Source organism: Acidobacteriota bacterium, from assembly GCA_030697165.1.
In the GTDB taxonomy this organism is placed as follows: Bacteria; Acidobacteriota; Vicinamibacteria; order Vicinamibacterales; family UBA2999; genus 12-FULL-67-14b.
The window spans coordinates 331,468-351,288 of the sequence record JAUYQQ010000023.1 but is presented as its reverse complement, the minus strand read 5'-3'; the positions used below and the strand labels follow the sequence as shown (position 1 = coordinate 351,288).

General features: G+C 65.6%; 24 protein-coding genes. 23 read left to right on the top strand and 1 reads right to left on the bottom strand.

What is annotated here, in order from left to right; genetic code table 11:
• Positions 1-23: 23 nt before the first annotated feature.
• The 19 genes from Q8T13_23735 to Q8T13_23645 all read left to right on the top strand — a co-directional run bounded on the left by Q8T13_23735 (position 24) and on the right by Q8T13_23645 (position 13,073).
• Positions 24-698 carry a GT-D fold domain-containing glycosyltransferase gene (locus Q8T13_23735; protein ID MDP3720785.1) on the top strand — a complete coding sequence of 225 codons (675 nt, stop codon included), beginning with the start codon at positions 24-26 and terminating at the stop codon, positions 696-698.
• Positions 695-1,321 (top strand): hypothetical protein, encoded by a 627-nt coding sequence (locus Q8T13_23730; GenBank protein ID MDP3720784.1) that lies wholly within the window; start codon positions 695-697, stop codon positions 1,319-1,321. Before Q8T13_23735 ends, Q8T13_23730 begins: the two co-directional genes overlap by 4 nt.
• Positions 1,322-1,463: 142 nt before the next feature.
• Positions 1,464-2,240: a glycosyl transferase gene (locus Q8T13_23725; GenBank protein MDP3720783.1), complete on the top strand. Its 777-nt coding sequence runs from the start codon at positions 1,464-1,466 to the stop codon at positions 2,238-2,240.
• The gene (locus Q8T13_23720) at positions 2,237-2,785 is read left to right on the top strand and encodes a methyltransferase domain-containing protein (GenBank protein ID MDP3720782.1); all 549 of its coding nucleotides are present in this window, start codon (positions 2,237-2,239) and stop codon (positions 2,783-2,785) included. Before Q8T13_23725 ends, Q8T13_23720 begins: the two co-directional genes overlap by 4 nt.
• Before the next feature lie 235 nt (positions 2,786-3,020).
• Positions 3,021-3,710 (top strand): hypothetical protein, encoded by a 690-nt coding sequence (locus tag Q8T13_23715; GenBank protein ID MDP3720781.1) that lies wholly within the window; start codon positions 3,021-3,023, stop codon positions 3,708-3,710.
• Positions 3,707-4,324 (top strand): FkbM family methyltransferase, encoded by a 618-nt coding sequence (locus Q8T13_23710; GenBank protein MDP3720780.1) that lies wholly within the window; start codon positions 3,707-3,709, stop codon positions 4,322-4,324. The genes Q8T13_23715 and Q8T13_23710 overlap by 4 nt, the downstream gene beginning before the upstream one ends.
• Positions 4,325-4,333: 9 nt before the next feature.
• Complete coding sequence (locus Q8T13_23705; GenBank protein ID MDP3720779.1) at positions 4,334-5,044, top strand: glycosyltransferase family A protein; 711 nt, start codon at positions 4,334-4,336, stop codon at positions 5,042-5,044.
• Positions 5,041-5,754, top strand: a complete 714-nt coding sequence (locus Q8T13_23700; GenBank protein ID MDP3720778.1) for a hypothetical protein — start codon at positions 5,041-5,043, stop codon at positions 5,752-5,754. The genes Q8T13_23705 and Q8T13_23700 overlap by 4 nt, the downstream gene beginning before the upstream one ends.
• Positions 5,751-6,476 carry a hypothetical protein gene (locus tag Q8T13_23695; GenBank protein ID MDP3720777.1) on the top strand — a complete coding sequence of 242 codons (726 nt, stop codon included), beginning with the start codon at positions 5,751-5,753 and terminating at the stop codon, positions 6,474-6,476. Before Q8T13_23700 ends, Q8T13_23695 begins: the two co-directional genes overlap by 4 nt.
• Positions 6,477-6,565: 89 nt before the next feature.
• Positions 6,566-6,715: a hypothetical protein gene (locus tag Q8T13_23690; GenBank protein MDP3720776.1), complete on the top strand. Its 150-nt coding sequence runs from the start codon at positions 6,566-6,568 to the stop codon at positions 6,713-6,715.
• 59 nt (positions 6,716-6,774) lie between these two features.
• Complete coding sequence (locus Q8T13_23685; GenBank protein MDP3720775.1) at positions 6,775-6,996, top strand: hypothetical protein; 222 nt, start codon at positions 6,775-6,777, stop codon at positions 6,994-6,996.
• The gene (locus Q8T13_23680; GenBank protein MDP3720774.1) at positions 6,996-8,549 is read left to right on the top strand and encodes a phage portal protein; all 1,554 of its coding nucleotides are present in this window, start codon (positions 6,996-6,998) and stop codon (positions 8,547-8,549) included. The genes Q8T13_23685 and Q8T13_23680 overlap by 1 nt, the downstream gene beginning before the upstream one ends.
• Positions 8,546-9,631, top strand: a complete 1,086-nt coding sequence (locus tag Q8T13_23675) for a Clp protease ClpP (protein ID MDP3720773.1) — start codon at positions 8,546-8,548, stop codon at positions 9,629-9,631. The genes Q8T13_23680 and Q8T13_23675 overlap by 4 nt, the downstream gene beginning before the upstream one ends.
• A 9-nt stretch (positions 9,632-9,640) precedes the next feature.
• Positions 9,641-10,015, top strand: a complete 375-nt coding sequence (locus Q8T13_23670; protein MDP3720772.1) for a head decoration protein — start codon at positions 9,641-9,643, stop codon at positions 10,013-10,015.
• A gap of 45 nt (positions 10,016-10,060) precedes the next feature.
• The gene (locus Q8T13_23665; GenBank protein MDP3720771.1) at positions 10,061-11,059 is read left to right on the top strand and encodes a major capsid protein; all 999 of its coding nucleotides are present in this window, start codon (positions 10,061-10,063) and stop codon (positions 11,057-11,059) included.
• Between the two features lie 9 nt (positions 11,060-11,068).
• Positions 11,069-11,401, top strand: coding sequence for a hypothetical protein (locus Q8T13_23660; protein ID MDP3720770.1), 333 nt, complete (start codon positions 11,069-11,071; stop codon positions 11,399-11,401).
• A complete protein-coding gene (locus Q8T13_23655) occupies positions 11,402-11,878 on the top strand; it encodes a hypothetical protein (GenBank protein MDP3720769.1) in 477 nt (158 codons plus the stop codon). It begins immediately after the preceding gene.
• Positions 11,879-11,880: 2 nt separating this feature from the next.
• Positions 11,881-12,456 (top strand): phage tail protein, encoded by a 576-nt coding sequence (locus Q8T13_23650; GenBank protein ID MDP3720768.1) that lies wholly within the window; start codon positions 11,881-11,883, stop codon positions 12,454-12,456.
• A gap of 11 nt (positions 12,457-12,467) precedes the next feature.
• Entirely contained in the window at positions 12,468-13,073 is a 606-nt protein-coding gene (locus tag Q8T13_23645) for a hypothetical protein (protein ID MDP3720767.1), read from the top strand.
• Here Q8T13_23645 and Q8T13_23640 read toward each other — a convergent pair.
• Entirely contained in the window at positions 13,060-13,254 is a 195-nt protein-coding gene (locus Q8T13_23640; GenBank protein ID MDP3720766.1) for a hypothetical protein, read from the bottom strand. The two genes, Q8T13_23645 and Q8T13_23640, sit on opposite strands and share 14 nt — an antisense overlap.
• On the opposite strand from Q8T13_23640, the gene Q8T13_23635 reads away from it, so the two are divergent.
• From Q8T13_23635 to Q8T13_23620, 4 genes are read left to right on the top strand one after another with little or no spacing between them, the layout of a single operon-like run.
• Complete coding sequence (locus tag Q8T13_23635; protein MDP3720765.1) at positions 13,253-13,648, top strand: hypothetical protein; 396 nt, start codon at positions 13,253-13,255, stop codon at positions 13,646-13,648. The two genes, Q8T13_23640 and Q8T13_23635, sit on opposite strands and share 2 nt — an antisense overlap.
• A complete protein-coding gene (locus Q8T13_23630) occupies positions 13,645-13,938 on the top strand; it encodes a hypothetical protein (protein MDP3720764.1) in 294 nt (97 codons plus the stop codon). Before Q8T13_23635 ends, Q8T13_23630 begins: the two co-directional genes overlap by 4 nt.
• Positions 13,939-17,814 (top strand): phage tail tape measure protein, encoded by a 3,876-nt coding sequence (locus Q8T13_23625; protein MDP3720763.1) that lies wholly within the window; start codon positions 13,939-13,941, stop codon positions 17,812-17,814.
• Entirely contained in the window at positions 17,814-19,391 is a 1,578-nt protein-coding gene (locus Q8T13_23620; protein MDP3720762.1) for a hypothetical protein, read from the top strand. Before Q8T13_23625 ends, Q8T13_23620 begins: the two co-directional genes overlap by 1 nt.
• The last annotated feature ends 430 nt before the right edge of the window (positions 19,392-19,821 follow it).

Sequence of the window (19,821 nt, the reverse complement as noted above, 5' to 3'; positions counted from 1 at the left end):
AGTGCAGTTGCCACCTTCACAACATGGCTTCGTATCCTGACGTGCTCGACGAGCGCGCCACGCTCGCCCTTGTCGCGGGCGGCAAGAGCATCGCCCGCTACGGTGATGGTGAGTTCAAGCTGTGCGCCGACGGCAGCGGCATCAAGTCGCAGGTTGGCGATGCGGTGCTAGCGCAGCGGCTGAGGGCCATCCTCCGCGACTCCGGCGACTGCCTCGTCGGCATCCCGAACATTCGCAGCAACACGCCCAAGGCCGACTTCTGGGGCAAGCACATGGGGTTCGGGCGCTTCCTGGTCGAGCGGCCCTATGTCAGCTCGTTCATCTCCCGGCCAGACTCCGCGCCGTGGATCAACACCGACGACTACTGGCAGCACCTCGAATCGCTGTGGGTGGGCCAGGCGGTGACGCTGGTGCGCGGCAGCTCGAAGTCGCTGGTAGCCGAGGATCTGGTCGGCGCCGGCCACGTCACCGAAGTCGTTTGCGCGCGCCAGCACGCGTGGGCGGACTACGCGCAGATCCTCGAGCGCGTCGGCACACCCGCCCGGGCCTTGATCTGCCTCGGACCAACGGCGACGGTCCTCGCGGCAGATCTGTGCGCGCGCGGGGTGCACGCCATCGACCTCGGCCACATTGGCATGTTCCTCCGCAAGCGGCGCCGCGGTGAACCGATGTGGGTCACCGACAAGGACAAGGGATGACCTGGACGCCGCCGACGCCATGGCATGTGCCGAAGCAATGGCCAGGCGCCACGTGTCTCGTCGTGTGCACTGGCGAGAGCGCGGGTCCGCAGGTGGACCTGATCCGGCGATTCAATGGGCCGGTGATCGCCGTGAAGCACGGCGTGGTGCTCAGGCCAGACGCCGACGTGTTCTTCATGTCCGGTGAATGGACCGAGGAGATCGCGGCCGGGCTCTTGCCGCGATGGACCAAGCGAGACGCCCCGGGCTGCCACGCGATCGTGCGCGGCCGCTACTGCAAAGGGTTGGATCCGGTCTTCAAGCGGGTGACGCGGTCGAAGGCGCACGGCACGCTGAGCGACCTGACCGACCACGTCACCGGCCTGGACACCGGCACGTCGGCCATCAACCTGGCCTACCACTTCGGCGCCAACACGATCGTCCTGGTCGGCTACGACATGCGTGGCGGGCACTTCTGCAAGCACCCGCTGCAGTTTCCGCCCGAAGACCACTTTCAGCGCCACATGGCCGTGCTGCCGGCGATGGGGGCCGATGCCGCGGCCAAGGGCGTCCGCATTGTCAACTGCTCGCCCATCTCGCGCGTCACGTGTTTCGAGCGCCGGCCGCTCGAGGAGTTCGTATGAGGTGTAGTGAAACCGGATGGGCGGTGCAACCAAGGCCGCTTCTGGAATGCCGGTCTTGTGTGCAGGGCTCGGAGAGGGGCACACCCCTCGACGCTCCGGGCTGTGGTTCGAATCCACCCGCACCTCATTCGAAGCCAAGCCTATGAGCGATCCGATTCGTCTCTTCGTCGGCACCAGCGCCAACTCCGAGGACCTCGAGGCCGAGATGGTTCTCGAATACTCGGCGCGCAAGCATTGCAGCCTGCCCCTCGACATCACGTGGATGCGGCAGTCGTCGCATGGCCCGTGGAGCGGCTGGGCCTGCGGCACCGGGCGCACGCCGTTCACGCACTTCCGCTGGTCGATCCCGGGTGTCTGCGAGTTCAAGGGCCGGGCGATCTACACCGACGTCGACTTTCTGTTCGTGGCCGATCTCGCCGAGTTGTGGGCGCAGGACATCCCGGATGTTGCGCTGGTGCGCAGCGCTACGGGCAAGCTGACCACGTCTTGCATTCTGTTCGATTGCGAGCGTGCCAGGCGCCACGTGCCGCCGCTCGACGCCTTGCGCCGGCTGTCGGATGCGCACGGCACGGTGCTGAACTACTTCCGGGCGCACCCTGAAGTGTTGGCGCCCTTTGACGGCAACTGGGACTGCGGTGACCTGCGCGGCTACGAGCTCGGCGACCCGCGCGTCAAGGCGATTCACTACACCAGGATCGAGCACCAGCTTCACTTGAAGCACGCGATCCCGCGGCTGCAACGCGAAGGCCGCTCGCATTGGTATGCCGGCGCCATCCTGCCGCACCCTCGGCCAGAGCTGCAGGCGTTGTTCGACCAGCTACTGGACGAGGCCCTCGCGGCCGGCTATTCCCTCGACGACTACCGGAGTGCCGGATTCACCGGCGCTGCGCGTCGCAACTTCACCTACGTGCAGCGATGACGCGCGCCCAAGACCTGATCTCACCGGCCTACCTCGAGACACAGCGCGCGCTCCACGCCACGCCGCGGGGTTATGGCGGCAAGGGTTCGAAGTGGGTCGATGTCGTCGCAGCGCTGGCCGCGCAATACGACGCGATGTCCGTCCTGGACTACGGTTGCGGCCAAGGGACGCTGGCGACCGCGATCCGCGCGAAGCATCCGGCGCTGGTCTGCCGCGAATATGACCCGGCGATCCCTGGAAAGAATGCGCTGCCGTCGTTCGCTGACCTGGTGGTCTCGACGGACGTCCTCGAGCACATCGAACCGGATCGACTGGATACCGTCCTGGACCATATGCGGTCACTGGCGCGCAAGGCCGTCTTCGTGGTGGTCGCGACGAGACTGGCCAGTAAGACCCTCGCCGACGGTCGCAACGCGCACCTGATCGTCGAGCCCGGCGGCTGGTGGCACGCGCGAACTCAGGCGCGCGGGTTCACGGTGATCCCTGACGTCGCCATTCGGCCAGGGAAGCCGGCGCGTGAATGGGTTGCGGTGCTGCTGCCATGACGCCGGTGCGACGATCGGGTCGCGCCCCCGTTGGTGGAGCGGACTTTCTAGTCGTCGAGGCCATCGCTGCCGGCCATCGGCAGGTGCCTGCGATTGCGGCCTATGCCCGCATGGAGCCGCCTGCGGCGCGCGAGGCGTTGAACCGCCTGAGGACAAAGGGACGCGTTCGGCGCTGCGGCAACACCCGATTCGCTCGCTACGTGCTGATCAATCGCAGCCGAAAGGCGAAGCGGCGATGATCGACATTCCTCTGACCGTCGCCTGCGTGTTGGTGAAGGGCGAGTATCCCTACACGCCGGAGTATGTCCGCCGGCTGCTGGCGATGGTGCGCCGACACCTCGCCCGGCCATTTCGGTTCGTCTGTCTGACCGACCAGCCGCACGCCATGCCGGCCGGTGTCGAAGCGGTGGAGGTCGCTCGGCTGCCGGAATGCTTCGCGCTCTGGACCAAGCTCAGGCTGTTTGAGCACGACCGCGCCTGGGGCGGCAGGGTCTTGTATCTCGACCTGGATACGCTCATCGTGGCGCCGCTCGACCCCATCGTCGACTACCCGGCGCCCTTCGCGCTGGCCGCTGACGAACTCGCGGCCGAGCGCCCTCGCATCGATACCGACCGGTATGGGCGCCGTCTCGTGCGTCGGTTCAACGGCTCGGTGATGGTGTGGGACGCCGGGACGCAGGGACGCCTCTTCGACACTTGGACGCCGGCCAGCGCGGCCAGTCTCAGCACCGATCAGGACTGGATCGGCGAACAGGCCCACGATGCCGCAGGCCTGCCGGTCGAGTGGTTCCCACGGATCTCGCGGGTGCAGCCGCCATGGCCGGCGGAGGCGAAGGTGGTGCTGGTCAAGAAACCAAAGAACCATGAAGCGGTGCTGCGCTGGCCGTGGTTCGACGCCGCGTGGGGCGGGCAGGCGCAGCCGTGATCCAGATTCAAGGCGTGTGGTGGCCGGATGACGTGGCCGAGAAGTGGCGGCACTCGCTCGATCACCTCGGTTCGCTCGACGTCGGCTTGAAGTTCTGCACGACGCGCCGGACGGCGGTCCAAGCCGGCGGCAACATCGGCCTCTGGCCGCGGCGCCTGGCTGAGACGTTCGCCCGTGTCTACACGTTCGAGCCGGATGCCATCTCGCGGGAATGCCTACAACGGAACGTCCCCGCGTCGGTGGTGGTGAGCCCCGCGGCCCTTGGGGCTGCGCATGGCCCCTGTCGCGTGAAGCACAAGAGTCTCGGGTCCCATCGCATCAGCACGACCGACGAAGGCCAGTCGGCCTACATGACCACCGTCGACAACATGGATCTCTTCGACGTCGACTTCCTGCAGCTCGACATCGAGGGATACGAGTGCCACGCTCTGCAGGGCGCAGTGGAGACGATTCGCCGCTCGCACCCGGTGATCCAAGTCGAACTCCGCGAGTTCACCAAGCATTTCGGCAAGACCGATGACGACGTGCGCCGGCTGCTGCAGGACCTGGGCTATCGGCAGGTGCGGTCCGCGCCTGGCAGCGACTACGTGTTTGTTCACAAAGGGGCGGTGTAGGTGGGATCGATGCGCGCGATCACGTTGGTGCTGCCCTTCTACGAGAACCCCGGAATGCTGCGCGAGCAACAGCGCGTGTGGCGCGAGTATCCAGACGACATCAAGCGGCGCCTCCACGTGGTGGTGGTCGATGACTGCTCGCCCACGGCGCCCGCGCTGCCGGCCGTTGAAGAGACCGGCGTGGCGTCGTTCCGACTCTACCGGACCAAAGTGGACGTCCGATGGAATTGGCTGTTCTGTCGAAACCTCGGCGTCGCCGTGGCCGACACGCAGTGGGTGCTGCTGACCGACATCGATCACGTCGTTCCGGCGGCCACGCTGTGCGCGCTGATGACCGAGCGGCTGGACCCGCGCAGCGTGCACCGGTTCGCGCGCGTCGATGCGCCAGCGATGACGCCCTACAAGCCGCACCCGAATAGCTGGTTCCTCACGCGGTCGATGTTTGACGACATCGGCGGCTACGACGAACGGTTCTCCGGCTTCTACGGCACCGATGCGGAGTTCCGCGACAGGGTTCATGCCACGGCCCGCGTCGTCGTGATGCGGGAGGACGTGCTGGTCCGCTATCCCCGAGAGGTGCTCGCCGACGCGTCGACGACAACGTATGGCCGGAAGGAAGAGCAGGACAAGACCAACGTTCCGAGGATCCGCGAGCAGCGGAACAAGGATCCAAAGTGGCGGCCGCTGCGCGTCACGTTCCCCTATGAGCGGTTGCTGTGACTGACCTGTCAGTCGTGTGCTGGCGCTGGAAACCCGCGCCTGGCTACCGGTCTGTCTATCCGCCCTCGACCGTCAACACGCTCAAGCGGATGGTCGCGAGAAACTACCAGCGGCCGCACCGCTTCATCTGCGTTACGGACGATGCGACCGGCCTTGATGCGGATGTCGAGGTGGTGCCGCTGTGGCCCGACCACGCCGACCTGGCCAGCCCGCATGGGGCCCGCAGCCCGAGCTGCTACCGGCGCCTGCGTGCCTTCGCGCCTGACGCCGGGCAGTTCTTTGGCCCACGGTTTGTGTCGATCGACCTGGACTGCGTGATCACGGGCGACGTGACGCCAGTCTGGGACCGGCCGGAAGACGCGGTGTTCTGGGGCGGCACGCACCCGACCACGGCCTACAACGGCTCGATGGTGCTGCTCACGGCTGGCGCCAGGCCGCAGGTGTGGGAGCGGTTCGATCCGGCGACCTCGCCCGCCGCGGCGCGGCTGGCTGGGTGCTACGGCTCCGATCAGGGATGGATCTCGCATTGCCTTGGCCCGGCCGAGGCCAAGTGGACGCGAGCGGATGGCATCTACAGCCTGAGGAACGACCTGCGCCGATCGCAACACCTGCCGGTTGATGCGCGAATCGTGATGTTCCACGGTCGCCGCGACCCGTGGCAGCGAGACGTGCAACGCGAGTTCCCGTGGATTGGCAGGTTCTACCGGTGAGGCTGCTGGTGTCGTGCTACTTCGGCGACGCGGGCGGCCAGTTCGATCGGCTCGCGCCGGTTCTGGCCGCCACCGCCGCTCGGCAGTGTCCCGACTGGGAACGGCGGATCATCCGCCTCGATCGGCCGAAGCGGTCGGGCGCGGTCGAGGAATCGTATCGCGCGAACACCCACAAGCTGGACTTCTGGAGTGAGTCGGTGCAGCAACTCCCCGACGGCGCCGAGGTGCTGCTGATCGACGCCGACACCGTCATCCTGCGGCCGCTGGACGACGTGTGGCAGGAGGCGTTCGACGTGGCCTACACGGTGCGCCCGAAGCCCTACAAGCTGCCGTTGAATGCCGGCGTGGTGTTCCTGCGCGTGAACGACCGCTCGAAGGCATTCCTGCGTCAGTGGGCGGATGTCAACCGGCGGATGCTGACCGACCGGCCCTTGCATCAGAAGTGGCGCGCCCGGTTCGGTGGGCTCAACCAGGCGGCCCTCGGCTGCGTCCTGGCGTCGCCGCCGGCCGACCTGCGGCTAGCCACGCTGCCGTGCCTTGAGTGGAACTGCGAAGACAGCGCCTGGAGCGACTTCGCGCCGGCGCGCACACGGATCGTGCACGTGAAGAGCGCGCTGCGGCTGGCCGTATTCAACCTGCAGCCGGCCACCAAGCCTGGCGTGCGGCCGCTGGTGACCCTCTGGCGTTCGCTTGAGCGGCAAGCGTTGGCGGTGTCGCTGTGATGGCCCGCCGGCGCGAGGATCCCGGCGCGCACCAGCAGCCGCATCCGCTGACCCGGGGAAAGCGCGGCCGCCCGAAGGCTGCAAACCCAATGGTGCTCGTGACACTGCGCCTGCCGCAGGACGTCTTCGATACCTACTGCCACCGCGGCCACCGGTTGCGCGTGCCTCTCCAGCGGGTGCTGCGCGGCGTGTTGATCGCGGGTGCCCGCCCGAAGACGGTCCCTCACCGGACCGAATAAAAGTACATAAGAAATACAGATTCCTCGGAACGGCCCGATCCTCGGTAGCGAACACCCGAATGGCCTACACCGAGGCGCAGCTCCGCGAACGCATTCAGACCCTTGAGGACGGGCTTCTGCTCGTCGAGAAGGGCGTGCAGTTTGCTGATCGTGGCATCACCTACAACTCTTCGAACGAGCTGCAGTCGCGCATCGGCTACTTCAAGAGCCTGCTGCGCGAGCTGCTCGGTGGTCGTTCGAAGCAGTCCGTCGGCTACGCCTCCGGGAGTGGGTTCCACTGATGGCCACCTCCTTCAGTGCCTCGCCCGAACTGGATGCGCCGGTGCGCGTTGGGGCCATGACGCGTATGTCGTCAGTCCCCAACGTCAAGAACACGGCGTTCGAGGCCGCCGGCACGGGCCGCCGGGCGCTGGGCTGGGTCGCGCCTGACGTCAGTCCGAACGCCTCGGTCTTGTGGAACCTCTCGACGCTGCGCAACCGCTCGCGCCAGGCGACCCGCAACGACGGCTTCGCCAAGAGCCCCATCGACAAGTTGGTGTCGAACGTCGTCGGCACCGGGATCAAGCCGCTGTCGCGCGCGGCGGATACCAGCCTGCGGGCCCAGATTCAGGAGCTGTTCGAGCAGTGGACTGACGAGAGCGACGCCGATGGCGTGCTCGACTACTACGGCCAGCAGACCCAGGCCACGCGCGGGTGGTTTGAGGGCGGTGAGGCTTTCGTGCGCCTGCGCCCGCGGTTCCTCGAGGACGGCCTGACGGTGCCGCTGCAGCTGCAGATCCTCGAGCCGGAGATGTGCCCGCACCAGCACACCACCTATACGGCGAATGGCAATCGCATCAAGGCCGGCATCGAGTTCGATCGCATTGGTCGGCGCGTCGCCTACTGGTTCCACCCGTCGCGGCCCGGTGACCTGGACGACTTCGATCGCGGCTCGCTACGTCGGGTCCCGGAGCATGAGGTCATTCACCTGTTCGACCCGCTACGTCCTGGGCAGTTGCGCGGGCTGCCGGTCCTCACGCCGGCGCTGACGCGTCTGTTCGACGCCAACAAGTTCGACGACGCCACGCTGCTGCGCCAACAACTGGCCAACATGTTCGTGGCGTTTGTGACGAACAAGGACGCCACGGACGGCGCGGACTCGCCGCACCCGCTGACTGGCCTCAGCGCCTCGCAGAACACCGCAAAGCGCCCGCTGGTGCCGCTGGAGCCCGGGTTGTTCCAGGAACTCGACCCCGGGCAGGATGTGAAGTTCTCCGAGCCTCCCGCCGTCGGCGAGATGTATCCCGAGTTCATGCGCCAGCAGCTGATGGCGGCGTGCGTGGCGGTCGGCGTGCCATACGAAGTGGTGACCGGCGACCTGCGCAACCTAAACGACCGCATCATGCGCGTGCTGCTGGCCGAGTTCCGGCGCCGCATTCAGGCCTGGCAGCACCAGATCATTGGCTTTCAGTTGTGCCGTCGCGTGTGGCTGGCGTGGCTGAACGCAGCGTTCCTGGCCGGCAAGCTGCCGTTCCCGAATTCGTATCTCGCTGACCCGACGCCGTTCACGAAGGTCAAGTGGATGCCGCAGGGCTGGGCCTACCTGCATCCCGTGCAGGACGTCGAAGCCGATCAAAAAGCTATTCGCAACGGCTTCACCTCGCGCGCGTCCGTCGTCAGTGAGCACGGTGAGGACGTCGAGCAGATCGACCAGCAGCAGAAAGACGACAACGCGCGGGCCGACCAGATGGGCCTGAAGCACGACTCTGATGGCCGCGTGTCGCTCAAGGGCAGCACGCCTGAAGCCAAGGACGTCGAAGACACGAACACCCAGCCACAGGGAGCACAGCAATGAGCGAGCCGCGCAAATGGTTCAACGTCGTCAATCAGGCGGAAAAGCCCGAAGAGGCCGACGTGCTGATTTACGGCTACATCGGCAAGTCCTGGTGGGACGACGACGCCGTCTCGGCGAAGAAGCTCCTCGACATCCTGAGTGCCCTGCCGGCGACGGTGAAGTCGCTCAACGTCAAGTTGCACTCCGAGGGCGGGAGCGTCTTCGAGGGCATCGCGATTGCCAACGGTCTGCGCGACCAGCGCATGACCAAGGGCCGCACCGTGAACGTGATCGTCGAGGGGTTGGCGGCCAGCATCGCGTCCGTTATTGCGATGGCCGGCAACACCATTCGCATGGGCGACAACGCCCTGATGTTCGTGCATGACCCGTGGGGTTGCGTCTGCGGCAACGCGAAGGCCTTGCGCCAGTCCGCAGACGACTTCGACAAGTTCCGCGACCAGATCGTGACCACCTACCAGTGGCATTCGACGCTGTCGACGGAAGACATCCAGGCCCTCATGGCGGCCGAAACCTGGCTGAACGCTGATGAAGCGATCGCCAAGGGCTTCGCCACCGAGAAGATCGAGGGATTGAAAGCCGCGGCGTGCCTCGATAGCCGGGTGATGGCCACGCTCACCGTTCCGGATCAATACCGGGATCAGGTGAAGGCGTTCCTCGCACCGGAACAGCCAAAGGCGGCTGAACCGCCTCAGGCCGCCGCGGCTTCCGACGTGCTGCAGCTGTGCGCCGACGCCGGTCTCGGCATCGACGTGGCGCAGGCGCTGATCACCGAGAAGGCGCCACTCGCACAGGTCACCACGCGTGTCAACGAGGCGAAAGCCGTGCGGGCGGCCGCGGCGGCGCGCGAAACGTCGGTGCGGGCCCTCTGCGCGAATGCGAAGTGCGAGCGGGTGGCCGACCAGTTGGTCAAGACCAACATGACCATCGACGAGGTCAAGGCGCACCTGACCACGCTCGTCGCAATGAAGGCGGAAGCCAACATCGACCCCACGCTCGACCCGGACACCGGCACGAAGGCGACGGCCCGTATTGACGCGGCCGCCATTTACGCGCAGCACAACAAGGCCACCGTTTCTCAATAGGAGTTCGCAATGTCTGTTCTGACCGAAGGCAAGTATTCAGGGGAATTCCTCCACACCGAGTCACCGGGTCGGATCAGCCGCGACGCGGTGACCGTCACGGTGCCCGCCAACACGACCTTCAACCCGGGCAAGGTGCTCGGCCAGGTCAGCGCCACCGGCAAGTACGTGGCGTTCGACGATGCTTCGTCCGATGGCCGTGAAACGGCCGCCGGCGTGCTGTTCGACAAGATCGTGAACGACACCGATGCGGCCGTCGACTACGACGGCGTGATCATCAACTGGGGCGCTGAAGTGCGCACCTCCGAGCTCTCGTGGGACGAGGGCGTGGATGACGCTGCAGGCCTGGCCGATCTGGCCGCGCTGGGCGTGAAGGCACGCTCCTAGTCGGGGCGCGCGAAACCCAACCGGCAGGAGGACAACGAGGACACCATGAGCAGCCTGATCAACATCTTCAACAACGACGCGTTCACGCTGATGTCGCTGACCGCGGCTATCAACAAGATGCCGCACAAGCCCGGTCGCATCGGCAGCCTCGGCCTGTTCCAGTCGGAGGGCATTACCACCGATGTGGCCGTCATCGAGGAGCTCGACGGCTCGATCGCCCTGGTGCAGACCAGCCAGCCCGGAGCCCCGGCGGCGACGGTTGGCGGCGACAAGCGCAAGGTGCGGAGCTTCGTCGTGCCGCACCTGAAGAAAGAATCGACCATCCTGCCGCAGCACGTGCAGGGTGTGCGGGCCTTCGGCAGCGAGAACGCCACGGAAGGCGTGCAGGCCGTCGTGGCCCAGCGCCAGGCGAAGCTCAAGGGCGACCTCGACGTGACGCTCGAGCGGCACCGCGTGGGCGCCATCAAGGGCCTGGTGCTCGACGCCGACGACTCGACGCTGTTCAACCTGTTCACCGAGTTCGGCGTTTCGCAGCAGACGGCCGAGATCGACCTGAACTCGGACGGCGAAGAGATCCGGCGCCGCTGCGTCGAGATCCAGCGCCTGAGCGAGAACGAGCTCGGCGCCGAGGCGGTCACCGGCTACCGCGCGTTCTGCGGTGACACGTTCTTCGACCAGCTCGTCGAGCACCCGGACGTCAAGGAAAGCCTGAAGTATCAGGAGAGCCAGACGCTCCGCAAGGACCTCCGCAAGGGGTTCGAATACGGCGGCATCACCTTCGAGAACTACCGCGGCAGCGTCAACGGCACGAAGTTCTTCGCCGACGCCGAGTGCTTCGTGGTGCCCGAAGGCACGGGGATCTTCATCACGCGCTACGCGCCGGCGAAGTTCCTCGACACCGTCAACACCGTCGGCCTGCCCTACTACTCGCGCGTCGCCATCGACCCGCAGATGCAGGAATGGGCCAAGGTCCACGCGCAGTCGAACCCGCTCAACCTGTGCACGCGCCCGCGCGCGGTCATCAAGGTCGTTCAGGGCAGCTAGTCGACGCTGATGGCGGATGCCCGGGTCTCTATGGCGGCAATCATGCGGGCGTTCGGGGTGCCGGCTGTGGTGACACGGCCGACACCCGCGGACACCACGCCGATTGAGACCACGGTGACCTGGGTGAACGCCTCGACCGACGGGAACCCTGTCGGGTTCGACCTGAGCCGCAGCGAGCACATGAAGCTGATGGTCCTGCGACGGGACAAGGTGCCGACGGTGCCGAAAGGCACGCTGGTCAGCGCGCCCGAGCAGGCCGGGGAAGCCGCGAAGCTGTGGAAGGTAGACAGCACGATCGGCATCGAGTTCGACCAAACGCGCGTGTTGGTGGTGGAGGCGTAAGTGGCATCTCGGCGGCGGCAGATTCTTGAAGCGGGGTTCGCGCGACTCGAGGCCATCCTCATCGCGTCCGGCTTCAACACGAACGCCGGCCAAAGCGTGCTGTTGAACGAGACGCCGGAACTCGGCCAGGACGATCCGGACGTCGTGATCGCCATGTTGATTGGCGACGACGAACCGAAGCAGCAGGGCAACAAGGTGTTCCTGGAACTGCCGATCGAGCTGCAGGCGATTGCGAAGGTGGCCAAGCCCGACGTGCCAGCCGATGACTGGCACCCGTGGATTGCCGTCGAGGACCTCCTCGAGGACATCAAGCGCGCATGGGAACTGGATGACCGGTCTTTGGGCGGGTTGCTCAGTTGTGAGATGGAACGCGGCGTCACGCGGACGGCCGAGCGCGAAGCCGGTAGCACGACCGTCGGCCTCGCGATTACTTACTCGCTCCGTTACTCGGAGCGCTGGGGACAACCGGAGTTGTAACGATGGCCGCCGATTCCGGAACCCTGCGACTGCAGTTCAAGACGAAGGACGTCTCTCGCGCGATCAAGCGCTTGAAGGGACGCGCGAAGCCCGCGATCGTGCGGGCGTTGAACCGGTCGGCGCTGGCGACCAAGACGTTCATGATCCGCAAGGTCGCGCAAGACCTCGGCCTGAAGGTGGGCGACGTCAAGAGCGGCATGAAGACGCGCGATGCCAACCTGAACCGGTTGACCGCCGCAGTGATCGCCACCGGCGCGCCGATCTCGCTGATCAAGTTCCGGGCGAAGGGGCCGGTGCCGTCGCTCGGCCGAGGCAAGGGCGTCACGGCCCGGCTGCCGGCGCCCGGCAAGGGGAAGTATCCCCACGCGTTCATCGCCACCGTTCGCCATGGCCAGACCAATGAACACACGGCGGTGTTCGAGCGCAAGGGGAAGACCCGACTGCCGCTGAAGAAGCTGCATGGTCCGTCGGTCGCGCACGTGTTCGACAAGTATCGCGACGCCGGACTGATGGTCAGCGAAGACACGTTGCTGAAGAACCTGAAACACGAGCTGAAGTTCGCCCTTTCCCAGTCCTAGGAGACCACGCCATGCCACCCGATCTGTCGAATGCCACTCCGTACGAAATCATCGCCGCGCCCTTCACGATCTACTTGGCGCCGGTCGGCACGGCGTTCCCGCCGATCGACGTCGAACCGGACGGGGACTGGACGAAGGTCGGCGTGTCCGGTGACCGGAACTACACCGAAGAGGGTGTCAAGGTCAGCAACCCGCAGACGATCGCCAAGTTCAAGTCGGCCGGTTCCACCGGCGCCCGCAAGGCCTGGCGGACCGACGAGGAGCTGATGATCAGCTTCGAGCTGGCGGACATGACCCTCGAGGCGTGGAAGATCGCCCTCAACGGCAACGTCGTCACCAACGAGTCGGGCGCGCCGCGCAAGATCGGCATGACCCGCGGCCGCAGCGTCACGCAATACTCGCTCATCGCGCGCGGCCCGTCCCCCTACGGCGATGACTTCGCCATGCAGTACGAAGTCCCCGTCTGCATCCAGACCGGCAATCCGGAGCCGGTGAAGAAGAAGGACCAGGCCGCGGCGCTCGCGCTGCAGTTCGAGGCCCTCGAGGATCCCAACGCCACCTCGGACGACGAACGCTTCGGGCGCATCGTCGCCCAGGACAGTGTCAGCGACACCTAGTGCCCTGATCGATCAGCACCGGCGAGTGAGTGCGGAGGTGGCGCAGTGCAAGGCCACCATCCGCACCACCCGCGAACGGCTGAGAGATAAGGCCGCTGAGCTCGAAGAGATTGAAGCGCAATGCCGGCGTCTCGGCATTGGCTTCTCGGTTCACCCCCAGATTGGCGCAGGAGACATCCATGGCCGCAGTGAAAGACCGCCCCACCCTCGACCTCAGCACACTCTCCAACGGTGAGCCCATCAAGATCGACGGGCGCACCTACGACGTTCGTCATCCAGAAAGCCTGCCGCTGATCGCCTACAAGCAGCTCGAAACCGAGTTGCCGCGGCTGGGCCATCTGATGGTGAAGGCCAAGCTCTCGAAGGCCGAGGCGGAAGAGGCCGAGCAGCTCCTGCGTGGTGTCATCGACGTGATTCTCGACGCGCCCGACGCGGTGCGCGCAAAGCTGCGCGCGTCACAGTGCGTGCTCATCCTGGATGTTTTTACGAAGCTTCGGCCAGCGAACGAAACGACGCCAGCCGAAGCAAAGACGACGGCCCGCCGGCGGACTGGGGGGAACTCCTCCCGACGTTGACGGCGTTCTATCACGTCGATCCCGAGGCCTGGCTGTTCCGGGTCCCGATCGGCGTGATTCGCGCCTACGTGGGGATGTTGCCGAAGTTACGGGCCCGCGACTCGCTCTTGGAAGTTCAGCGGTTAGGCGTGGGCACGGGGAGCTTCAAGAAAGACGACCAGAAGTCGATCCAAAGGGACTGGCGCGAGGCGGCAGACCTTCGGAGTGCAGGTAAGAGCAACCGCGTCGTGGCGACGCCAGAGCAGTTGGGTTCGATGGGTATCGCCATGCGGCGGCCCAAGAAGACGTAGATGGCCAAATCGCGCATCGGCACCGCCATTCTCGAACTCGCCACCGAGAGCGGAGCTTTCTTCCGGGATCTCGACAAGGTCGACGCGCGCGCCAACGGCCTGGACAAGTCGTGGCGCGACGCCGGAAAGAGCCTGCAGACCTACGGCCGCCAGACGGCCGACGTCGGCACGGCGCTGTCGAAGATGAGCCTCCCCCTCATCGCGATCGGGGCGGGTGTCACCAAGGTCGCGGTTGACTTCGAATCGTCGTTTGCGGGCGTCCGTAAGACGGTGGATGCCACCGAGCCGGAGTTCGCTGCGCTGGCGCAGGGGTTCCGGGACCTGTCGAAGTCCATCCCCATCAACGTCAACGAACTGAACCGCCTCGGCGAGGCCGCGGGTGCCCTGGGCATCCCCAAGGGCGAGATCGTCGACTTCGCGCGGGTGATGGCCCTGCTCGGCGTGACGACGAACGTTACGTCGGACCAGGCCGCCGAGAGCATCGCCAAGATTCAGAACATCTTTGGCGCCGCCGGCAAGGACACGGAGCGGTTCGCGTCGACGCTGGTGGCCTTGGGCAACGATGGCGCGTCGACTGAGGACCAGATTCTCTCGCTGGCGAACCGCATCGCCAGCGCCGGCAACGCCGTCGGGCTCAGCCAGGGCCAAGTGCTCGGCTATGCCTCGGCCATCGCCAACGTCGGCATCGAGGCTGAGGCCGGTGGCTCGGCGATGTCGAAGACGCTGATCGAGATTTCGCAGGCTGTGTCGAAGGGCGGCGCAGACCTCGCGGCGTTTGCCAAGGTGGCCGGCGTGTCCAGCGCTGTGTTCGCGAAGGCCTTCAAGGAAGATGCGGCCGACGCCACGCGGATGTTCATCGAAGGCCTTGGCCGTATAAAGGCTGAAGGTGGTGACCTGAACACCGTCATCGAGTCGCTCGGCGTGAAGGAAATTCGCCAGTCGAACCTGCTTCGGAGCCTTGCGCTCTCCGGTGACAACGTCGCGAAGTCGCTGAAGATCCAGTCGCAGGCTTGGCAGGAGAACAGCGCCCTCAGCGCCGAGGCCGGCAAGCGCTTTGAAACCGTCTCTTCGCAGGCGACGCTGCTCTGGAACCGCGTCCAGGATGTCGCCTTGATCTTCGGCGAAGCGCTGATGCCGGCGATGAAGACGGCCATGTCGGTGATCGGTGGGCTCGTGCCGCTGCTTGAGTGGATGGCAAAGACGTTCGCGTCGCTGCCAGGTTTCATTCAGTTCGGCGTCATCGGCCTCGTCGGTCTGGCCGCGGCCGCTGGTCCTGTCGTCTTCGTGGTCGGGTCGCTGATTACGAACGTCGGCATTCTCACGAAGGGCCTGTGGACCCTCGGCAACACCATACCCATGTTGACCGCTCGGATCTGGCTCATGGAGGCGTCCGCCGGCGCGCTCGGCACGACGATGGCGATTGTCGGCAAGGGGATCGCCGTCGTGGCCGTCGGGTTTGCCGCCTGGCAGATTGGCCGCTGGATTGGCGAGTGGACCGGTGCCACCGACGTCATCGGGCGCTTTAGTGCTCGGCTTGGCGAGTTGATTGGCCTGCTGCCAAAGGGAGCGTCTGAGCAATACAAGGCGATGCGGGCCGCGGAGCGTGCGGCCGAGGCCGCCAAGGGGCAAGCGAAGGCGCTCGACGAGACCGCAGATGCCATGAAGGGGGTCGGGCAGTATGCCGAGAAGCTGGGCCCGCATCTGGACCAGGCGACGGGCGCCATCGGACGCACCGAGGAAGAACTCAAGGAGGCGAAGAAATCCGCCGATGATTTCCAGAAGTCGCTGCGCGGGCTGGGTGCGGCCGACGCACTCGCGGGTGCCCGGGAGGTGGTCAAGCAACTCAATGCGCTCAATGGCCCCCTGAACGTCCTGCCGGGCAAGCTCGGCGAGATGGCCGCACGCCTGCGGGAAGGCGCCCAAGCAGCGCTGTTGAAGGGGCACTCGACGCTCGCGCGCGACTACTCGCTGCTGGCCGACACGCTTGACCCGCTGATCCAGTTTCAGCAGCGCTATAACGTCACCATCGGCGAATACGCCACCGACGCGAAGAAGGCCGGCGACTTCACGCAGGACCTGTGGGAACAGATCCACCGGTTGAAAGGTGAAGTGCAGACGGTTGGCCCGGTCCTGAAGTCGAGCATGGACCTCAAGAAGCTGTTCGTCGGGTTTGCCGACACGCGCCTCCTGCAGGAGAACCTGCCCGACTCGCAGCAGTGGACGCAGGCGTGGAGCACCATGCGCACCGGCCTGGTGAACAATCTCGCGCAGATTCCTGACACCCTAGCGCGCGCCTTCGAAGGCGGCGGCGACATCTGGGGCGCGGTCAAGTCGATCGGGTCGCAGATCGGATCCGGCATTGGGGGCGCGATCGGGTTCGGGCTCGGCGGACCTGGCGGGCAGGCGATTGGGTCGGCTATCGGCTCAATGGTCGGTCCTGCCATGGAAGGCTTCAAGAAGCTCTTCGGGATTGGCGTGAACGAAGCCGTCAAGAAGGTCAACGCCGAGATCGGCGAGCTGCGCAATAAGCTCCTCGATACGCATGGCCCGCTGGAGCAGCTCGAGGCGAAGGCGAACCGCGTCGGCTTGAGCTTCGAAGCCAACTGGGGCCACCAGGGGCAGGCTGGGCTGAAGGCGATGAATGCCCTGATCGCCGAGTTCGACCGCCGCCTGGCCGCTGTGGCTGCCGCCAGTGCTCAGGCTGTGTCGTCGTTCGCGGCCGTGGCGACGGGGATGACCGGCCCGTGGCTGGCGGTCGGTGACCGTGTTAAGACCACCGGCGAGGAACTCGACAAGGCGCGCGAGGCGCTGACGAAGTTCTCCGATGCCGACCAGTCCGAGCAGCACACCCAGGCGCTTGAGGCCTACAACCTCGCGCTAGCCGCCAGTAAGCAGGCCCTCGACGCGCAGGCGGGTGCGGCGCAGCTCGGTAAACAGCAGCTGGCGGACCTCGGCGCGCAGGCTGTCGGCACGTTTGCTGCCGCCATCGCGAGCGGCATGACCTGGTCGGAGGCAATCAAGGCCGTTGGACCGTCGCTGGTGCCGATCGCCGACTCTTACAAGGCGCTCGGCCTGGACGTCGAAGACGTGGGGCTCAAGCAGCTCCTGCTGTCGGCACGCGTCGCGGAGACGAACCCGCAGCTGCTGGGCGCGGCGGCCGCGCACGGGCAGTCGCTACAGGCACTGGCCCAGTTCGGTCTGTTGAACGTCGAGCGCTTCGCAGCCATGCAGCGCACGGGCACCGAACTGCACACCCGACTGCAGGCCGAATTTGCCGGCACGGAGGAAGGCTCGCGCCTGGCCCTCCTGCCCATGCAGGACTACCTGCATCAGGCGAAGGTGCAATCCGAGCTGCTGAACATCCCCCTCGAGGCTGGCACCCAGGAACTCATCGACCAGAGCATAGAGCTGGGCATTTGGAAAGAGACCGGCGCCAGCGCCCAAGACAAGCTCATCGCCGGCATGGACGCGCTGATCGTGAAAGTGTCGGCGCTGATCGATCAGTTCCTGGGCGTGTCGAACGCCATCGGTGCGATTCCGGCGCACAAAACGATCACAATCGAAGCCCAATATTACGACCCCGGCGCGCCTGAGGACTTCGGGCAGGGCACGATCGGCGGGGTGCCTGTGCTGCCGATGGCCGAAGGTGGCATGGGCCACGTCACGGGCCCCACGCTGTTCCTAGCCGGCGAGGCGGGTAGTGAGGACTTCGCCTTCAGCGGCGGTGGCCGTAGATTTGGTGATGGTGGCGGCAGCGCCGACTCAGGACTCCTAAAGGAACTGGCCGGGCTGCGCCGCGACCTCGCCACGATCATTCCGTCGATGGTAGAGTCCGCAGCCCGTCATGGCGCACAGACCGCCGGGAGGCGCCTGTAATGGCCAACGTCGTGACGCCACGCGTCGAAGCGCTTGTGCTAAACGAATACGGCGTCGATGAGTGGGATGACATCACGGCCGACCTGATCCGGGACCCACTCCGCTGGCGGCGTGGCATCTTCGGATTCGGACCGTTGGATCTTCTGGCCGGACCCGGGACGTTCAGCTTCACGCTGGACAACTCGACACAGAACGAGGCCGGCGTGGAAGGCTTCTGGTCGCCTGGGCATCCCAATTGCCGCACGGGTTGGCGGCATGGCATTTGGATTCGCCTGCGGCTCACCGACGGCACGAACACCCGTTTCGTGTTCAAGGGGCGCCTGCGCGTCTGCACGCCGGATCCGGCTGTGGTCGGCCTTCGGGCCGTCACCTGCGTCGCGCGCGACTGGATGGACGACTTCGCCACGCTCGATGCCGTGGCGCTCGACCTTCAGGAAAACGTGCGCCCCGATGAACTGCTGCAACTTCTGATTGACCTTGCAGAAGAGGCGCCGGCGCACGTCGATCTGGACACGGGGCTCGACGAATACGCGTTTGCATTCGATGATCTCGGTGGATCTGTCGCGAAGGCCTCGCAAGTGGCCCAGGACATCCTCCAAAGCGAGGGCGGGTATCTCTATCTCCGAGGGGACTCCGACGCTGGCGAAACGCTTCGGTTCGAGAACCGGCACGCCCGTGCTGGTGTGGAGCCAGAGTATGAGTTCGAGACCGCAGATCTGTCGGATGAGCCTGGCTCACTTCAGGCGCCTTCTTCGCTCGATCATATTTTCAACGACGTCGAGACGCTGACGGTGCCTCGGCGAGTTGATGCTGCGGCGACCACCGTCCTGGTCAGGCTCGACAGCCCCGTGTCGGTCTCAGCCGGCCGCACGGAAACGTTGTTCGTCTACTACCGAGATCCCGATAACGAGGCGGTGTTTGTCGGTGGCAAAAGCATGGTGGCGCCTGTAGTCACGACCGACTGGACCGCAAATAGCTCCATGGATGGGGCTGGATCCGATCTGGCGGCGTCCTTCGTGGTCGTGGCGACCTATTTTGGGTCGAGAGTCATGCTCGAACTGACCAACAACGGTAGCGTCGAAGGTTACGTCCGTGGCCCTGGCGGCGCTGACGGCCTGCAGTGCCGCGGCAAGGGGCTGTATCGCTATCGGCCCGTGTCGAGCCGTGGCGAGAACGAGACCAGCATTGAGGCCTACGGTCGTCAACCGCTGCCGACTCCGATTCTGATGCCCTACCAGGGCGATCGCAATGTTGGTGTCGGGGTCGCGCAGTTCAAGGCGCACGTGCATGGTGGTGTCACCAATGTGCCCACCAAGGTGCGCATCGGATCTGAACTCAGCGACGCGCTCCTTGAGCAGGCGATTCTCCGCGACGTCGGAGACGCCATCGCCATCACCGACGCCACGACCGGCATCGACTCGGCGCAGGCCTTTATTCATGCACTCGACCAGGAGTTAACACTCGACGGTCTGTTGTCGACGGAATACACCCTTGCACCAGCAGACACTTCGGACGTTCTGATTCTGGACGATCCGATCGCCGGCACCCTGGACGACAACGTGTTGGCCTACGGCTAGGCCACCTAAGGACAGAGAACCAACGCCATGAAATTTGTTATTGAAACCACAAGGGACGTGCACCGCGTGCGAGATGAATCGGCGTGTCGCCGAAGGCACGCAGCCGTAGTCTCGAAGCTTCAGCGACAAGGGTTGCGCATCTCAGTGCACGAGTCCGTCGCAGAGAAGCTGACGCGGGTGGACCACGGGCGTTGGCTGGTCGACTGCGAGTGTGGCGCGGGTGTGCCGGCCGACCCCGGCTTCGCGGCTGCCTACTGTATGGGCTGCGGAGCGATCCACACCCATGTTGTTTTCCCGGCCGACCCCGATCGACTCAATATTGAGCACTTGCTGTTGGCCCGACCTCGGACTGTGAACAGGGGATGGAACCCAGAGACGGAAGGGCTTCTGGATCTAGCCATCGAAAACGCGGCTCACGGGGTGCGCTGGT